This is a genomic window from Rhodococcus sp. LB1, from assembly GCF_001583455.1.
Classification (GTDB): domain Bacteria; phylum Actinomycetota; class Actinomycetes; order Mycobacteriales; family Mycobacteriaceae; genus Rhodococcus_F; species Rhodococcus_F opacus.
The window spans coordinates 160,750-177,362 of the sequence record NZ_LTCZ01000334.1; the positions used below are offsets into that span (position 1 = coordinate 160,750).

Genomic DNA, 16,613 nt, shown 5'->3' on the forward strand with positions numbered 1-16,613 from the left:
CAGGTCACGCTCCCTTTCCGGGCGCGGGGTCACGCGGCAGACCCAGCAGTCGTTCGCCGATGATGTTGAGCTGGACGTTGGTGGTGCCGCCCGCGATCGACATGCACTGCGAGTTCAGGAACATCTGCGTAGCGGACGTGCGGGGCCGGTCGCCGAGCAGGGCGCGCGGTCCGGCCCAGTCCATCGCCACCTCCCACACCTGCTGGATGTGTTCGACGCCGAGCAGCTTCGCGACCGACGACTCGGCGCCCGGTTGCCCGCCCGCGATCGAGCGCAGGGTGGTGCGCAGCCCCATCAGGCCGCCGGACTGTGCGTCGCAGAGGACCTTGCCGAGCACGGTCAGCTGCTCGTCGTCGATGCCGCCGGGCAGCTCGCCGGCCAGCGTCAGCAGAGCCTCGCCGCCGGAGCCCAGCGAGGAGTCGTGCGACAGCGACACCCGTTCGTTGGCGAGGGTCGTGCGGGCGAGCTTCCAGCCGTCGCCCGGTTCGCCCACGAGGAGTTCGTCGGGGACGAACACGTCGTCGAGGAACACCTCGTTGAACAGTGCCTCGCCGGTGATCTCACGCAGCGGCCGGATGTCGAGGCCGTCGCTGCCCCTCATGTCGATCAGGAAGTACGACAATCCCTTGTGTTTGGGCACCGAGGCATCTGTGCGGGCGAGGCAGATACCCCAGTCCGCGTCCCGGGCCATCGACGTCCACACCTTCTGCCCCCGCAGCACCCAGCCGCCGTCCACCTTGGTGGCCCGGGTGGTCAGGCCGGCGAGGTCCGATCCGGCGCCGGGTTCGGAGAACAGCTGGCACCAGACGAGGTCGCCGCGCAGTGACGGGGGCACGAAGCGCTGCAACTGTTCTTCGCTGCCGTGGGCGATGAGCGTGGGTACCACCCAGTTGCCGATGATCATGTCGTGGGGCTTCAGCGCGGCCGCGCGCAGTTCCTCCGCGATCACGAGTTGTTCCACGGCGCCCGCCCCCCTGCCCCACGGTGCGGGGAGGTGCGGTGCGGTGTAGCCCTTCTCGGCCAGGTACGTCCTGCGCTCCGCGTCGTCCAGTGCGGCGGCTGGCGCGAGTTCCGCGAGCACGCCGGCGCGGATGCTGTCGGCGTCCGGAGGCAGGTCGATCCCGAGCACCCGACGGGCCCCGCCCAGGGTCGCGCGGGCCACGCGCCGCCGCCACGATGCGGTGGACCCGAGCAGGATCCGCAGCGACTGCGCCCGGCGCAGGTACAGGTGGGCGTCGTGTTCCCAGGTGTAGCCGATGCCGCCGAGCACCTGGATGCAGTCCTTGGTGACGGAGAACGCCGCGTCGGGTCCGGTTGCTCCGGCGACCGCGGCCGCGAGAGACGCCTCCGCCGCACTGCAGCGCGGCGCAGCCGTCGCGGCCCTGGCACTGCTTCCGGGATTCATCGCACGGGCCGCGTCCCACGCACAGACCCGGGCCTGTTCGGCGAGGCAGAGCATGCGGGCTACCCGGTGTTTCACCCCCTGGAACTGGCCGATGGGGCGGCCGAACTGGTGGCGCACCTTGGCGTAGTCGGCGGCGGTGGTCACCGCCCAGTCGGCGACACCCGAGGCCTCGGCGGCGAACAAGGTGGCCGCCAGATCGAGAACACGCTGCGAATCGATGTGCAGGACATCGCATTCGGCGATCTCGAGGCCGCTCACCGAAGCGGTCGCGTTGCGGCGCACCACGTCGTGGCTGGGCAGGTCGGTCACGTCGAGCCGGTCGCGGGCGAGCGCTACGAACGCGGTCTCGTCGCCGTCCCTCGCCGCGAGCAGGAACAGGTCGCCCACCTGCCCGCCGAGGACGTACCCGGACTCACCGTCCAGCGTCACCACTCCGCCGTCCCGGACGAGCCGCAGCGAACCCGGCTGCAGGGCCACGGCGCCGAGGGCCGAACCGTCGGCCAGCCCGGAGAGCTCACCCGTGCGCCCGGACTCGTGCAGGACGGCGCCGAGCAGCACGGTCGGGAGGAAGGGACCGGGCAGCAGGACCCGGCCCAGTTCCTCGGTGACCACTGCCAGTTCCACCAGCCCGCACCCCGCCCCGCCCACGTCCTCGGGCAGGTGGAGTCCCAGTACGCCCAGGTCCGCCAACGACTTCCAGAACAGCGGTCGCTGCTCGGTCTTGGCCTCGACGGCCCCCCGGAGCACGGCCGGGGTCACGGTCCGTGTGGCCCAGCCCCGCACCGAGTCGCGCAGGTCGCGCTCTTCTTCGGTCAATCCCATTGTCATGTCGGCCTCGTCGATCGTTCGGGGTCAGATGCGTTCGATGATGGTTGCGGTGGACAGCGCGCCACCGGCGCACATCGTGACCAGCGCGGTGGAGGTGTCGGAGCGCTCCAGTTCGTGCAGGGCGGTCGTGATCAGCCGGGCCCCGGTGGAGCCCACCGGATGTCCGAGTGCGATGGCCCCGCCGTTGACGTTCACCTTCGACATGTCGGCTCCGTGCACCTGCGCCCACGACAGCACGACGGACGCGAATGCCTCGTTGATCTCGACGAGATCGATGTCGCCCAAAGACATTCCGGCGCGCTCGAGGACCATCCGCGTCGACTCGATCGGCCCGTCGAGGTGGTAGTACGGGTCGGAGCCGACCATGCCGGACGCGACGATCCTCGCGCGCGGCCGCAATCCGAGTTCGCGGGCACGGCCGCCGTCCATGAGCAGGACGGCGGCGGCGCCGTCGCTGATCTGGGACGAGTTGCCCGCGGTGTGGATGTGGCCGTCGATCACGGGCTTCAGGGCAGACAGGGCCTCTGCGGTCGTCTCGCGCAGTCCCCCGTCCCGGGTGACCACCGCGAGTTCACCGGTGGGTGCGCCGGACTTGTCCACGACGGGAGCGGTGACGGGAACGATCTCGCGGTCGAACCGTCCTTCCGCCCAGGCCCGGGCGGCGCGTCGCTGCGACTCGAGCCCGAACGCGTCGACGTCGCCGCGCCCGAGCCCGCGCCGGTCGGCGATTCGCTGGGCGGACGTGAACTGGTCGCCCATGTCGATCGCCCAGTCGTCCGGGTACGGGTTGCCGGTCTCCGGTGTAACGGCCTGGCCGAGGAACACCCGGCTCATCGCCTCGACACCGCACCCGATTCCGGCAGAGATCTGGCCGGACGCGACGAGACCCGCCACGACGTGCACGGCCTGCTGGGAAGATCCGCAGGCGCAGTCGAGCGACGTGGCCGCCGTCGCGTACGGCAGTCCCGCGTGCAGCCACGCCTGCCGGGTCACGTTGTTGGACTGCTCACCCGCCTGGGTGACGCATCCACCGACGATCTGCCCGATGTCCGCCGGGGCGACACCGGCCCGTTCGAGGACACCCCGCTGTGCGGCACCGAGTAGTTCGGCCGGGTGCAGTCCGGACAGTGCCCCGCGCCGGCGCCCGATCGGTGTCCGTGCCGCGTCGACGATGACGGCATTGCCCATGTTCTACTCCTCGGATTCTTCTGACTCACGGACTCAGCCGCGGCTCATAATTGGAATTTATTCTATTTCTGAGAAGACATCAATACCGTTTGCCGTGCAAACAAACCGTCATCGCAGGTCAGACAGACGGAATGAATTTCACTTCACGGTCGCGGACGCGCCGGCACCCGGACCGACGAGCGTCAGCGGTGCGACAGGTTGACGAGCAGGAGGTCGCAGGCCTTACGAATGTCGGAATCGGCGTCCGGAATCGAGACGCGGCCGTTGAGGCAGGACTGGATCACGCCGAACCACAACTGCACCAGCAGGCGCAGTGCCGTCAGATCTTCCTCGGTCGGGTGTTCGATCCCCGCGGCGTCCAGCATGATCTGCCGGAATGCCCGGTCGACCTTCCCCGCGTCCGGCACGGACGCGACGTTGGCGGTGCTCGTGGACTGGATCATCGCGGTGGACAATGCGGGCCGGCGCAACAGCCCGCGGGTGGCGCGGACCAGAACGTTGTACACCGCATCCTGCGGCGATTCGCCGGGGGGCGCACTCTTCTTGAACCCGGCACCCATCCGGTCGATCTGATCGACCATCACCGCGACGAACAGATGCGTCTTCGACGGAAAGTACCGGTACAGCGTCCCGATCGCGACGCCGGCACGTTTGGCCACCTCGTGCATCTGGACCCGGGCGAGTTCCTTCTCGGTGGCCAGTTCGATGGCGGCCTCGAGCATGCGGACGTGGCGGGCCCGCTGTTCCTCCGAACTCGGTTCGGCAGCGTCCCGCACTTCGGCGATTCTCGGCACCCTCGATCCCCCTTCACTCCGCACACAGCCCCGGATCCGGTGTCGATTCTCGCATTGGATCGGGAAACCATCGAATTTCGTCCGGTGAGTGGGACCGCACGTGCCGCAGGTCGCCCGGATGCGATTGCGTGAACCCCACGACTGGACCGCCAGTCTCCACAGACCATCAACGGAGGAAACGACGATGCAGGACTGGACAACCGAGTGCGACGTGCTGGTGGTCGGTTCGGGGGGCGGCGCGCTGACCGGCGCATACACGGCCGCTTCGCAGGGATTGCGCACCCTCGTCCTCGAGAAGACCCCACTGTTCGGCGGCACGTCCGCGTACTCCGGCGCCGCGGTGTGGCTGCCGGGCACCGCCGTGCAGGAGCGCGCCGGCATCGGCGACTCCACGGACAAGGCGCGCACGTACCTGCGCGCAGTGGTGGGCGACGAGGAGATCGACCGTCAGGAGGCGTACGTCGCCACCGCGCCCGACGTCGTCGACCTTCTCGAACGCGATCCCCACATCGAGTTCGAGTGGCGCGCGTTCCCCGACTACTACAAGGCACCCGGCCGGATGGACTACGGTCGCGCGATCAACCCGCTGGACCTGCCGAGCGACGAGATCGGGGACCTGCGCGAGGTCATCCGGCCCGAGGCCGACGTCGACCGGGCCGGGGAACCGCATCCGGAGGGAACGCTGAACGGTGGCCGCGCCCTGATCGGCCGCCTTCTCATGGCTCTGCACGGCACCGGGCACGTGGAACTGCGCACCGAGACCGCCGCGCGCTCGCTGATCGTCGAGGACGGACGGGTCGTCGGCGTCGAGGCGACGAACGCCGCCGGTGAGACCGTCCGGATCCGGGCGACGCGCGGCGTGCTGCTCGCGGCAGGCGGAATCGAGGGCAACGCGGCCCTGCGCACCGAGAACGGAACACCGGGCCGGGCGGCCTGGAGCATGGGCCCGCGCGGCGCGAACACCGGCGACCTCCTGCGGGCGGCGGTGGAGATCGGCGCGGACACCGCACTACTCGACGAGGCGTGGTGGTGCCCCGGGGTCGAACTTCCGGACGGCTCCGGCGCTTTCATGGTGGGCGTGCGCGGCGGCATTCTCGTCGACACGTCCGGAGAGCGGTACCTCAACGAATCGCTGCCGTACGACCAGTTCGGCCGAGCGATGATCGAGCACGGCAGCAGCAGTTCGTATCTCGTGTTCGACTCGAAGGAGGGCGGGCCCGTGTTGCCTGCCATCTCCATTCCGAACATCTCCGCCGAGAAGCATCACGCGGCGGGCACCTGGGTCTCGGCCGACACGATCGAGGAACTCGCGGAGAAGATCGGCGTCCCCGCAGACGCACTGCGCCGCAGCGTCGAACAGTTCAACGACTTCGCCAAGCACGGCGTCGACGAGTCCTTCCACCGGGGAGAGGACCCGTACGACAACTTCTTCTGCCCTCCGGGCACGGGTGCGGACGCACCACCGAACCCGGCACTGAGCCCGGTGTCGCAGGGCCCGTTCCACGCGGCCCGCATCGTGCTCAGCGATCTCGGTACCAAGGGCGGGGTCCGGACCGACGCCGACGCCCGGGTCCTGCGCGCCGACGGCACACCCATCGACGGACTGTATGCGGCCGGTAACACGAGCGCGTCGCTCAGCGGCCGGTTCTATCCCGGCCCGGGTGTGCCGCTCGGAACCGCAATGGTCTTCTCCTACCGGGCAGTTCAGCACATGCGGAGCTGACTACACGAGGTTGTCCTCCACCGGGAGCCCGAACGCGCCCCTGCCGAACAGGGCGAGGGCGCGTTCGGGCTCGTTGGCCACGTGCACGCTGCCCGCGTGGGCGTCGCGCCACGACCGTTCGATCGCGTTGCCGCGGGACAGCGAACTTCCGCCGGCGGTCTTGAACAGCAGGTCGATCGCGTCGAGGGCTCGCTCGGTCGCGCGAACCTGATCGCGGCGCACCCGCAGGCGCAGACCCATGGGGAGTTCGTCACCGGCCTCCGCCAGTTCCCACAGTTCACGCACGTTGCGATCCATCTGCAGTATCGCGGCGTCGATCTCGGACGACGCCCGGGCCACCGCGACCTGGGCGAACTGGTCGTCGACGAATCTTCCGCCACCGAGGCTGAGCCGCACTCGTTCCCGCATGAACGTCAGATAGCGTTCGTAGCATCCCGCCACGACTCCCACTCCGGGGGCGGCGACGGCCGTGGTGAAGAGTGTGGCGAACGGCAGCCGGTACAGCGGTCCCCGGTTCACCTTCTGTCCGGGTCCGCGCAGTTGCGCCGTCTCGTAATTCCTCTTGATCCGGTAGTCGGGAACGAACACCTCCTCGGCGCTGATCTCGTTGCTGGCGGTGCCGCGCATCCCCACCACGTCCCAGACGTCGTGGATGCGGTAATCCGACCGCGGCACCAGCGCCGTCATGAAATCGACCGGGCGGCCTTCGGTCCCGACCACCATCGCGCCGAGCAGCGCCCACGACGCGTGCTCGCAGCCCGAGGAGAAATGCCAGTCCCCCGTCAGCCGGTAGCCGCCCTCGACGGGGACGAGCCGCCCGACGGGTGCGTAGGCGGACGACACGAGCACCGAATCGTCGTGGCCCCACACGTCACGCTGCGCCCGGTCGTCGAATAGGGCCAGGTGCCACGGGTGCACCCCGAGCACGGACGCCAGCCAGCCCGTCGAGCCGCACACACCGGACACGGCGCGCACCACCTCGTAGAAGTGCACCGGATCGCTTTCCGTGCCGCCGTACCGCCTGGGCTGCAGCATCTTGAACAATCCGGCGTCGCCGAGCTCACGGATCACCTGTTCGGACACCCGCCGCGACTCGTCGACCTTGTCAGCGCGTTCCGCGATCATCGGCAGCAGGCCGCGGATCGATCTCAGGACCTCGTTCGTCATCTGTCGGAGGGTAGGGCGATCACACCCGTGCGTGGACAGGCGTCTCGCTCAACGGGAAACGCCGCCCCACCGCCCGGTCCCGTCCAGTGGGACCACGTCATGCGGGCCGTCCACGCTCACTTAGCGTGCAGGGCACCGCACAAGCCCAGGAGAGGACGGGACGCATCGTGACCACCCAACAGTCCGAGACAGTCGAGGTACGCGAAATCGACGCGGGCGCAGCGCCCACCCGATTCGCCCGTGGATGGCACTGCATCGGATTGTCCGAGGCATTCCGGGACGGCAAGCCCCATTCCGTCGAAGCGTTCGGGACCAAGCTCGTCGTCTTCGCCGACAGTGCGGGTGATCTCGCCGTGCTCGACGGCTACTGCCGGCACATGGGCGGCGACCTCAGCCAGGGCACGGTCAAGGGCGACGAGGTGGCGTGCCCGTTCCACGACTGGCGGTGGGGAAGCAACGGCCGGTGCAAGAAGATTCCGTACGCGCGCCGGGTTCCGCCGCTCGCCCGGACCCGGTCGTGGCACGCGCTCGACCAGGACGGGATGTTGTTCGTGTGGAACGATCCGGAGGGCAATCCGCCGCCCGCGGACGTCACGATTCCCCGCATCGAAGGCGCACTCGACGACGAGTGGACGGACTGGGTCTGGTATCGGACCACGGTCGACACCAACTGCCGCGAGGTGGTCGACAACATCGTCGACATGGCGCACTTCTTCTACGTGCACTACTCGTTCCCCACGTACTTCAAGAACGTCTTCGAGGGCCACGTCGCCGGCCAGTTCATGCGCGGGCAGGCCCGCGACGACATGCGCCCGCACGCGTCGGGTCAGCCCAAGATGGTCGGAAGCCGCTCGGATGCGACGTATTTCGGCCCGTCGTTCATGGTCGACGACCTGACGTACCGCTACGAGACGCACGACGTCGACTCCGTGCTGATCAACTGCCACTACCCTGTCAGCGCCGACAGGTTCGTGCTGCAGTACGGCATCATCGTCAAGAAGTCGAAGGACCTCGAAGGCGACGCTGCCACCGAGATGGCGAAGAATTTCGGCACGTTCATCGCGAAGGGTTTCGAGCAGGACATCGAGATCTGGAAGAACAAGACCCGCATCGAGAATCCGCTGCTGTGCGAGGAAGACGGCCCGGTCTACCAGCTGCGACGGTGGTACGAGCAGTTCTACGTCGACGTCGATGCGGTGACCCCGCAGATGACCGAGCGGTTCGAGTTCGAGCTCGACACCACCCGGCCGGTCGAGTCGTGGAAGAGGGAAGTCGAAGAGAACCTCGCACGAAAGGCGCGCGAAGCCGATGCAACCGCTGCAGTGCACTGAGTGCGGCGCGAGCGTCCTGGTCCAGAAGAACAGCTGGGAACACACTTCCGTTCAGTGGGACGACGCGGCCCGCGCCCGGTGCCATGAGATCGGCAGCGCCGGGCCGGGGCGCCCCGGTACTCCCCGGAAAGGATGTTCGGCGCTGACGGCGTCGATCACCCGAGCCGCGGAGGCGGGCGTCGTCCCGGTGCGCGATCCCGACCCCGTCCCGACCCCCGTCGTCGCCCACTGAACAATTTCCGGAAGGACACAACATGATCGACACCGAGCACTACGGTCCGTGGGCCGTGATCGCAGGCGGCTCCGAGGGTGTGGGCGCGAGTTTCGCCGAGGAACTGGGCCGCGCGGGGATCAACCTCGTGCTGATCGCCCGTAAGCCCGGGCCGCTCGAGGAGACCGCGGCCACGGTCCGCGCCCATGGCGTCCTGGTGCGCACACTCGCGCTCGATCTCCTCGATCCGGATGCCCTCGACCGGATCCGCACGGCCACCGACGACGTCGAGGTCGGGTTGCTGATCTTCAACGCCGGGGCCAACAGTTACGGACACGAGTTCGTCAGCGGTGACCTCACCGGCTTCCAGCGTGTCATCGACCTGAACATCACTTCGCAGCTGCACCTTTCGCAGCATTTCGGCGCGAGGATGAAGGACCGCGGCCGGGGCGGCATCGTGCTGGTCGGTTCGCTGGCCGGGTACCTGGGTTCGGAAGACCAGAGCATCTACGCCGCATCCAAGGCGTTCGGCCGGATCTTCGCGGAAAGCCTCTGGCTCGAACTCGCGCCGTTCGGCGTCCACGTGGTCGAACTGGTCCTCGGCGTCACCCGCACGCCGGCGATGGTCCGGGCGGGCCTGAACTTCGATCTTCCCGGAATGAAGGTCGCCGAACCCGAAGACGTTGCCCGTGAGGGGCTCGCACACATCGCCGACGGCCCGGTCTGGGTGGCGGGCGGCAACGACGACGCGGTGCGCAAGCGCAGCGGTTTCCCCCGCGACGCACTCGTGCGCGGGGCAGCCGAGGGTATGCGGAAACTTCTGGGCCGCCGGTAGCCGCGGACGTCAGAGGGTGGTGACGAGTCCGCCGTCGATCACGAAATCGGAGCCCGTCACATTGCCCGCCCGGTCGCTCGCGAGGAACACGACGAGATCCGCCACCTCGTCCGGGCGGGTGAACCGGCCCGTGACCGCCTGCTCCGCGACACGCTCCGCCACTGCCTCCGGGTCACCGCCTGCGGCGCGCGCCACCGTGGCGGCGACCCCGTCGTCGCCGAGCCAGAGGGCGGTCGACACCGGACCGGGGCTGACGGTGTTCACCCGAATACCCAACGGTCCCACCTCTTTCGACAGGGCCTTCGAGAAGTTGGTGAGCGCGGCCTTGGACGCGCAGTAGTCGATGACGGTGGGGTCGGGCAGGAAACTGTTGACCGAACTCGTGGTCACGATGCTTCCCCGGCCCGCCGCGATCATCGTGGGCAGGGCGGCGCGGATCGTCCGCACCGCCGACATCAGGTTGAGATTCATCGTCGTGATCCAGTCTTCGTCGGTCACGTCGAGGAAACCGGTCAGTCTCGGGTGGGCGGCGCCGACGTTGTTGACGACTATGCCGAGACTGCCCCGAGCAGTGGCGGCGGCGACGAGTTCGCCCGGACCGGTGGGGGTCGACAGGTCGACGCTCACCGCCTCCACTGTTCCGCTGCGGACGAGTTCGTCCAGTTCGGGGCTGGGCGAGCGCGCCCCCGCCACCACGAACGCACCTTCCGCGGCGAGCGCCCGGGTGATGGCGAGCCCGATACCCTTGCTGGCTCCGGTGACCACGGCGACGGTGCCACGTAAGGCGAGATCCACGGGGTTCCTCCTGACGACGGCGGAGCGTGCACGGACGAGCGGAACATCCCCCTCCGATCACGCTAGCCGAAATGATGCCGACCGCGCTGCAGGCGAGTAATCTCAGCGACGAAGGGCCAGGCCACGGCGTTGCTCTCGTACGGCGATGCCTGTCGTCGCACGACTACACCTGGCGCGCAGGCCCCTTCACCCCTAACCACTGTGTTCTTTCCTGACTCGGGAGACGAGTGATGCGACTTCTTCGCCTTCGAACCGCCGTTGCCGCGTGCGCGATCGCGGCTGCCGGCACGCTCACTGTGGGGGCCGGACCGGCCCTCGCCCAGGATCTGCCGACGGTGGTGCTGGTCCACGGCGCGTTCGCCGACACGACCAGCTGGGATGCGGTGGCCGCGGAACTGCGCGGCCGAGGATACGAAGTCGTGGTGCCCGACAACCCGTTGCGCGGACCGGCATACGACTCCGCCGCCATCGAAAAGGTGCTCGCGGACATCCCGGGGCCGGTGGTGCTCGTCGGTCACTCGTACGGCGGCGCGGTCATCACCAATGTGCATTCGCCGAACGTCGAGGCCCTCGTCTACGTGGCGGCCTTCGCCCCGGCGCAGGGCGAGCCGGTCATGCTGAACCTCGATCCGATCCGGTTCCCCGGCAGCCAGCTGCTCCCGCCGGTGCTTCAGGTGAAGGTCGTCGAGAACGATCCCACCGGAATCGCCGGGAGAAACCTCGACGGTTACATCGACCCCGGCCGATTCCACGAGGTGTTCGCCCAGGACGTCCCGGACGCCACGGTCGCCGACATGATCGCACACCAGAAGTCGGCGGCACTCGTCGCGAACCTCGAACCGACCGCCGATCCGTCGTGGGCGTCGACCCCCAGCTGGGCCATGGTCGCTCAGAACGATCGCGTGATTCCGGCAGCCGCTGAGCGGTTCATGGCCACGCGCGCGGGGGCCCGGATCACGGAAATTCCCGCGTCGCACGCCGTCCTGGTGTCCCAGCCCGGCGCGGTCGCGGACCTCGTGGTGCAGGCAGACCAGGGAACTCCGTAGCGGACCGCCGTGAACGCGCCCGGACAACCGGCACCGAACAGCAGGAGCCTCGCCCACCGCGTCCAGAAGATGGTGGGGCGTGATCCGCACGAGGAACACCGTGCGGCAACGCCGTTGGAGCTGCTGTTCGACCTGACGTTCGTCGTCGCGTTCGGCGTCGCAGGCGATCAGTTCGCGCACCTCGTCGCCGAAGGACACGTCGCCGCCGGGCTGGCGGGATTCGCGTTCGCGATGTTCTCGATCATCTGGGCGTGGATCAACTTCTCCTGGTTCGCGTCGGCCTACGACACCGACGACTGGATCTACCGGGTCACCACCATGATCCAGATGATCGGCGTCGTCATCCTGGCGCTCGGTATGCCTCCGATGTTCGCGTCCATCGACCGCGGAGTCGAACTCGACAATTCCGTGATGGTGTCCGGGTACATCGTCATGCGGGTCGCCATGGTGTTCCAATGGCTGCGCGCCGCCAAACACGACCCCGAGCACCGTTCCGCGTCACTGACGTACGCCACGACGCTCGTCATCGCGCAGATCGGCTGGGTCGCGTTGGTGATCGCTCCCCTCACCGTCGAGTACGCGTTCGGCCTCGGCGCGATACTCATACTCGTCGAGCTGACCAGCCCCGTCATCGCCGAACGGTACAAGGGCGGAACACCCTGGCACGCACACCACATCGTCGAGCGTCACGGCCTGCTCGTCATCATCACACTCGGCGAAGGTGTGATCGGCACCGTGGCATCACTGTCCGCCGTGGTCGAACACCAGGGCTGGACACTGGACGCGGTACTCGTCGCGGTCGCGGGCATCGGACTCACGTTCGGACTGTGGTGGGTGTACTACACCCTGCCGTCGGCCGAGGTGCTCGAGGTGTACCGCAGCCGGTCGTTCGTCTGGGGTTACAGCCACATCGCGCTCTTCGCGTCGCTGGCCGCGGTGGGGGCCGGACTACACGTGGCGGCGTATTACATCGAACACGCCTCCCATCTCGGCGGGACGGCGACGGTGCTCTCCGTCGCCGCGCCCGTCGCGATCTTCCTCGCGGGCGTCTACGCGCTGTACACGTATCTGCTGCGGGTGCCCGACCCGTTCCACATCCTGCTCCTCGTCCTGACCGCGGCCACGATCGCGCTCGCACTGGTGCTGGCGGCGCAAGGCGTGTCGATGGCGTGGTGTCTGATCGTGGTGATGCTGGCACCGGTCGTCACGGTCGTCGGATACGAATTGCTCGGACACGCGCACGAGGCCCGGGCGCTCGAGATCGTCCTCGGGCGCGCCGACACCGGCGCCGGCGAGGAGTACTAGGGCGTGTTTCAGAAGTCGGCGGTGCGGAGCCACTGATTGATGGCGGCGATCCGGACGGTGGCGGTGTAGCGAACCGCAAGCTTGTCGTATCTGGTTGCCACAGCACGGTTCTGCTTGAGTTGATTGATGCCGCACTCGACTGCATGGCGTTGCTTGTAGTGCTCGGCGTCGAACGTTGGTGGCCGCCCACCGGACGAGCCCTTCTTCTTCCTGTTGGCTGCTTGGTCGGCCTTGGTCGGGATGGTCGCGCGGATCCCGCGTGTGCGCAGGTACGTGCGGTTCGCGGCGCTGCTGTAGGCCTTGTCCGCGAGAACGCAGTCCGGTCGATTCCGGGGCCGCCCACGACCAGGCCGCGGCACGCTGATCGCTTCGACAACCGTAGTGAACTGCGGACTGTCACCGCACTGACCTGCGGTGACCACGATCGACAGTGGTTTGCGGCCCTGCTCGCAGGCAAGATGGGTCTTGGTGGTCCACCCGCCCCGGGAGCGCCCCAACGCATGGTCGGCGGGCTCGGTTTCGACCCCGCCGGGCGGCTCGGACTGCGAGTTGGGATCCCGGCGGGCGCCGGCCGCGTGTTGGTGGGCCCGCGCGATGGTCGAGTCCACACTGACGTCCCACACGATCGCACCCGCGGCGTCGGCGAGTGCCTGCAACGCGGTCAGGATCTGCGCCCACACCCCCGCCCGCTGCCACCGTCGGAACAACCCGTAGACGGTCTGCCATGGCCCGTACCGGGCCGGGACGTCCCGCCACGGTGTCCCCGCTCGGATCCGCCACCGGATTCCGTCGATGAGCTGCCGTTTCGTCCACTTCGGCGGGCGGCCCGCCTTCTTGCCCCGAGGCAGCAGCGGAACCAACCGCGCCCATTGCGCGTCGGTCAGGTCCGCCCGCCCCGGCACCGCTACGCTGGGCACGAGGTCTCCGATATTCAGGTTTTTGCTTGGTCGCTAAACCCAGATACCGGAGACCTCGCTCATACAACGGCAGCGACACACCCCACTTGATCGAAAACCCACAGCCAAACCACTTTTGAAACACGCCCTAGGACCAGGGAGTCACCGGCCGAGGCCGGGCCACACCGTCGACGACCAGATCGAGCCGCTCGTCGAAGAAGGCCACGAGCCCCCGAACTTCCGACGCGTCGACGAGGGGCTCGTCGTATCGCCACGCGATGTCGTGAAGCACTCCGCCGGCGGTGACCGCGGACCGGTAGGCGGCCTCGCCCTTGTAGGCGCAGTACGACGTCGTCGCACTCGGTTGAAGTTCCGCGACGACGTCGCCGGGCGGCAGGTAGTAGCGGACCGGAAGCAGTGTTTCGAACAGCATTTTCGCGCGCCGAGTGTCGGCGAGGAGGGTGTCGCCCAGCATCACCCGGATATGGCGGGACGTGCGGCGAACGTCGATGCGCTGGAACGGGTCGTGCGGATGACCGACGATCTCGTCGTCCTCCTCGAGCCAGCGGTCGAAGCCGTCGAAATCGAGAACCACGTACCCGGTCAGGTCCTCGTCTCCGGGCCGGAACCCCAGGGCATACCCTGCGCCGGCGGTGCGGAGCGAGACGGGTTCGCCCTCCGTGCTGTGCACCGAGAACGGCACCCGCGGATCGAGTACCGGCAGCGTCGTCACGTCCGGCAGGGCGAAACCGACGTCACCTGCTCCTTCCGCCGGCACCGAATCCGTTGGCTCCGGCGACAACTCCGCGTCGATGTCTTCCGCCGGCACCGCGTACGTGGGAACGACGCGCCGCGGTTCCCAGACCAGGACCGCACGGTCACTGTCGACCACGGTGGTCCCGTTCAGCACCGCACGGATCCGCTTCGCCGTCGGCTCGTAGCGAAGCTCGCGCAACTGACGTCCGATGCTGTCTCGCAGTCGCAGGCCCATAGTTCGAGACTAGGCCTGTCATCGGGCCAGGCCGAGAGAAGTGATGAGGTCCTCGTGGAACTCGAACCAGACGCGGTGGCAGGAGTCGCGGTCGGTTGCCGTGATCCAGGCCGGATCGGTGCCCGCTCGCTCGACGCCGCCGGCGAACCGCCGGTGATAACCGGCGAACCGGTCCATGCCCGCGACCAGGCGCGCCTCGAATTCGCCCAGGGCGTCCGCCGCGGTCGCCAGCCGGGTGATCGTCTCGTCGAGGGTCACGGTCGACTCGCCGAAACCCATCTCGGCCAGCTGCCAGGCGGTGCACGCATCCGCCACGGCGACGTTGTGCGGCAGGAAGTCCTGGTGCACCTGCACCACCACGGCGCGGGAGCCGCACCGGTCGAGCTCGGCGGCGAGCAGTCGCTCGCCGTGGACCTTCCCGGTTTCGGTCAGGGACCAGCCGCTGTCCCCGGCAAAGTCGGTGTGGGTGACCCACCCACGGGCCTCGGCATCGAGCAGGTGCTCTGCGGCCAGCCCTGCAGGCAGGGCGAACCGGGCCGCGATGCGCGCGGTCTCCGCGTAGCCCAGGATCCGCACGGCGTGCAGCACCAGGATGTCCGACGGGGTGCGGTGCGACATCAACTCGTCCCCGCGTTGCCGGTGGCGGTGCCGACGTGCCCGTGGGTGCCGTCGACGCGGACCCGTCGGCCCTCGGTCAGGATGGTCATGGCCCCCGGCGCCGCCAGGACTGCCGGGATGCCGAATTCGCGGGCCACGATCGCGGCGTGCGCGAGCATCCCGCCCGTCTCGGTGACCACCGCGCACGCGCGGGCGAGCAGCGGGGTCCACGCCGGCGAGGTCGTACGGCAGACCAGCACGTCGCCCGGACGAAAGCGGGCGAAGTCGTCCAGGCTGCCGATGATCCGCGCAGGCCCGACGGCAGTGCCCGGGCCGGCTGCCACGCCTGTCAGCAGAACGTCGCCCGACGTGGCTCGCACTGGCAGCGCGGCGGTGGGAGCGGTCGTGATCGGGCGGGCCTGCAGGACCCGGATCTCGTCGCCGGCGATCGCCCACTCGATGTCCTGCGGGCGGCCGAACAGGCTCTCGATATCGCGTCCCAGCGCCGCGAGGGCGAGGGCCTGGGCAGTGGTCAGCAGTTGCCCGCCGCGGTGCCGGGCGACCTGCACATGCGCACCGTCGACCAGGTACGCCTCCGGAGTGACGGTCCCGGCCACGACAGTGTCACCCAGGCCCCGCGCAGCCTCGATCACCACCTGCTCGGTACCGGTGAGCGGGTGCCGGGTGAACATGACTCCGGCCGTCTCGGGTTGCACCATCACCTGCACGATCACCCCGGCCGACGCGGGGGCTTCCCGATCGGTGCGAGCCGCGTAGGCGACGGCTTCGGGCGAGGAGCCCGACGCGGCGCTGCGATGCACCGCCTCGATCACCTCGGCGCTGGTGGTGACCCCGAGCGTCGTGGTCAGCTGTCCGGCGAACGAGCACTCGACGCCGTCCTCCGCGAGGGCGGACGAGCGCACCGCGAACGGACCGGGCCCGAGACGGCGCAGTCCGATGTCGATCTCCCGCTCCCAACCGGGATCGCCGAGCGGGTCGGGTATCACGAATCCGTCGGGCACCCGGAATCCGGCACGCAGCAGCAGGCCGAGGTTGCGGGCCTTGGCACCGCAACCCTCCGACGCGTCCGGCAGGGGGACGATCGGCATGCTCAGGCCTCCGCGTCGCGGTCGCCGGCCCTGGCAAGGACCCGGTTCAGACGCTGCTGGGCAGCCTGCGCCGAACCCAGGCCGAGCTCCTCCGCGACCTGCGGCCAGGTCATCCCACTGGCACGGGCAGCAAACAGCAGGCCGGACTCGATCTGATCGAGCTCGACCCGAGCTGACGACAGCAGCCGCAGCCCGGCCGCGAGCACCGCCGGGTCCGTGCCCTGTGCGTCCCGGCCGGCCCACGCCGCGAACCTGACGAGGTCGGTGTCCGAACGTGGCTGCCCGGAATGCTCCCAGGGACGCCGCTCGAGTCGCGCGGCACCGGCCTCGTTCAGCGTCGTGCGTGCCTGATCGAGTTCGGCCGCGTGTGTCTGGTCGTCGGTGGTCACCCG

The 16,613-nt window shown here is 68.9% G+C and carries 16 protein-coding genes; 6 read left to right on the forward strand and 10 right to left on the reverse strand.

Annotated elements, in window-relative coordinates; all coding sequences use genetic code 11:
- Window positions 1–4: 4 nt before the first annotated feature.
- The 3 genes from AZG88_RS33805 to AZG88_RS33815 form a co-directional block, all read right to left on the reverse strand.
- Window positions 5–2,233, reverse strand: a complete 2,229-nt coding sequence (locus AZG88_RS33805; RefSeq protein WP_061700295.1) for an acyl-CoA dehydrogenase — start codon at window positions 2,231–2,233, stop codon at window positions 5–7.
- Window positions 2,234–2,257: 24 nt separating this feature from the next.
- Window positions 2,258–3,421 carry a steroid 3-ketoacyl-CoA thiolase gene (locus tag AZG88_RS33810; protein WP_005238916.1) on the reverse strand — a complete coding sequence of 388 codons (1,164 nt, stop codon included), beginning with the start codon at window positions 3,419–3,421 and terminating at the stop codon, window positions 2,258–2,260.
- Between the two features lie 182 nt (window positions 3,422–3,603).
- Window positions 3,604–4,215, reverse strand: a complete 612-nt coding sequence (locus AZG88_RS33815; protein ID WP_061041459.1) for a TetR family transcriptional regulator — start codon at window positions 4,213–4,215, stop codon at window positions 3,604–3,606.
- 184 nt (window positions 4,216–4,399) lie between these two features.
- Between AZG88_RS33815 and AZG88_RS33820 the strand changes: the two genes are divergently transcribed.
- On the forward strand, window positions 4,400–5,938 hold the full coding sequence (locus tag AZG88_RS33820; protein ID WP_061041460.1) for an FAD-dependent oxidoreductase: 1,539 nt from the start codon (window positions 4,400–4,402) through the stop codon (window positions 5,936–5,938).
- On the opposite strand, the gene hsaA is transcribed toward AZG88_RS33820, so the two are convergent.
- Window positions 5,939–7,105, reverse strand: a complete 1,167-nt coding sequence (gene hsaA / locus AZG88_RS33825) for a 3-hydroxy-9,10-secoandrosta-1,3,5(10)-triene-9,17-dione monooxygenase oxygenase subunit (protein WP_061041461.1) — start codon at window positions 7,103–7,105, stop codon at window positions 5,939–5,941.
- A 167-nt stretch (window positions 7,106–7,272) separates the two neighbouring features.
- Here hsaA and AZG88_RS33830 point away from each other — a divergent pair, with 167 nt between their 5' ends.
- Genes AZG88_RS33830 through AZG88_RS33840 form a run of 3 tightly spaced genes read left to right on the forward strand, consistent with a single transcriptional unit; the run spans window position 7,273 to window position 9,482 of the window.
- The gene (locus AZG88_RS33830) at window positions 7,273–8,436 is read left to right on the forward strand and encodes a Rieske 2Fe-2S domain-containing protein (protein ID WP_005238898.1); all 1,164 of its coding nucleotides are present in this window, start codon (window positions 7,273–7,275) and stop codon (window positions 8,434–8,436) included.
- Entirely contained in the window at window positions 8,414–8,668 is a 255-nt protein-coding gene (locus AZG88_RS33835) for a hypothetical protein (protein ID WP_005238896.1), read from the forward strand. Before AZG88_RS33830 ends, AZG88_RS33835 begins: the two co-directional genes overlap by 23 nt.
- Window positions 8,669–8,690: 22 nt before the next feature.
- On the forward strand, window positions 8,691–9,482 hold the full coding sequence (locus AZG88_RS33840) for an SDR family NAD(P)-dependent oxidoreductase (protein WP_061700296.1): 792 nt from the start codon (window positions 8,691–8,693) through the stop codon (window positions 9,480–9,482).
- A gap of 9 nt (window positions 9,483–9,491) precedes the next feature.
- On the opposite strand, the gene AZG88_RS33845 is transcribed toward AZG88_RS33840, so the two are convergent.
- Window positions 9,492–10,277, reverse strand: a complete 786-nt coding sequence (locus tag AZG88_RS33845) for an oxidoreductase (RefSeq protein ID WP_061041464.1) — start codon at window positions 10,275–10,277, stop codon at window positions 9,492–9,494.
- Between the two features lie 230 nt (window positions 10,278–10,507).
- Here AZG88_RS33845 and AZG88_RS33850 point away from each other — a divergent pair, with 230 nt between their 5' ends.
- Window positions 10,508–11,323 carry an alpha/beta fold hydrolase gene (locus AZG88_RS33850; protein WP_005238890.1) on the forward strand — a complete coding sequence of 272 codons (816 nt, stop codon included), beginning with the start codon at window positions 10,508–10,510 and terminating at the stop codon, window positions 11,321–11,323.
- A 69-nt stretch (window positions 11,324–11,392) separates the two neighbouring features.
- A complete protein-coding gene (locus tag AZG88_RS33855) occupies window positions 11,393–12,628 on the forward strand; it encodes a low temperature requirement protein A (protein ID WP_025432149.1) in 1,236 nt (411 codons plus the stop codon).
- An 8-nt stretch (window positions 12,629–12,636) separates the two neighbouring features.
- Here the strand turns inward: AZG88_RS33855 and AZG88_RS33860 are convergent, their stop codons facing one another.
- From AZG88_RS33860 to AZG88_RS33880, 5 genes are all read right to left on the reverse strand, one after another.
- On the reverse strand, window positions 12,637–13,530 hold the full coding sequence (locus AZG88_RS33860) for an IS5 family transposase (protein WP_197487983.1): 894 nt from the start codon (window positions 13,528–13,530) through the stop codon (window positions 12,637–12,639).
- 142 nt (window positions 13,531–13,672) lie between these two features.
- The gene (locus AZG88_RS33865; protein WP_061700298.1) at window positions 13,673–14,515 is read right to left on the reverse strand and encodes a DUF427 domain-containing protein; all 843 of its coding nucleotides are present in this window, start codon (window positions 14,513–14,515) and stop codon (window positions 13,673–13,675) included.
- 18 nt (window positions 14,516–14,533) lie between these two features.
- Window positions 14,534–15,133, reverse strand: a complete 600-nt coding sequence (locus AZG88_RS33870) for a hypothetical protein (protein ID WP_061700299.1) — start codon at window positions 15,131–15,133, stop codon at window positions 14,534–14,536.
- Window positions 15,133–16,221, reverse strand: a complete 1,089-nt coding sequence (locus tag AZG88_RS33875) for a PEP/pyruvate-binding domain-containing protein (RefSeq protein WP_061700300.1) — start codon at window positions 16,219–16,221, stop codon at window positions 15,133–15,135. Before AZG88_RS33875 ends, AZG88_RS33870 begins: the two co-directional genes overlap by 1 nt.
- Window positions 16,222–16,223: 2 nt before the next feature.
- Window positions 16,224–16,610 carry a hypothetical protein gene (locus AZG88_RS33880; protein ID WP_025432148.1) on the reverse strand — a complete coding sequence of 129 codons (387 nt, stop codon included), beginning with the start codon at window positions 16,608–16,610 and terminating at the stop codon, window positions 16,224–16,226.
- Window positions 16,611–16,613: the final 3 nt, after the last annotated feature.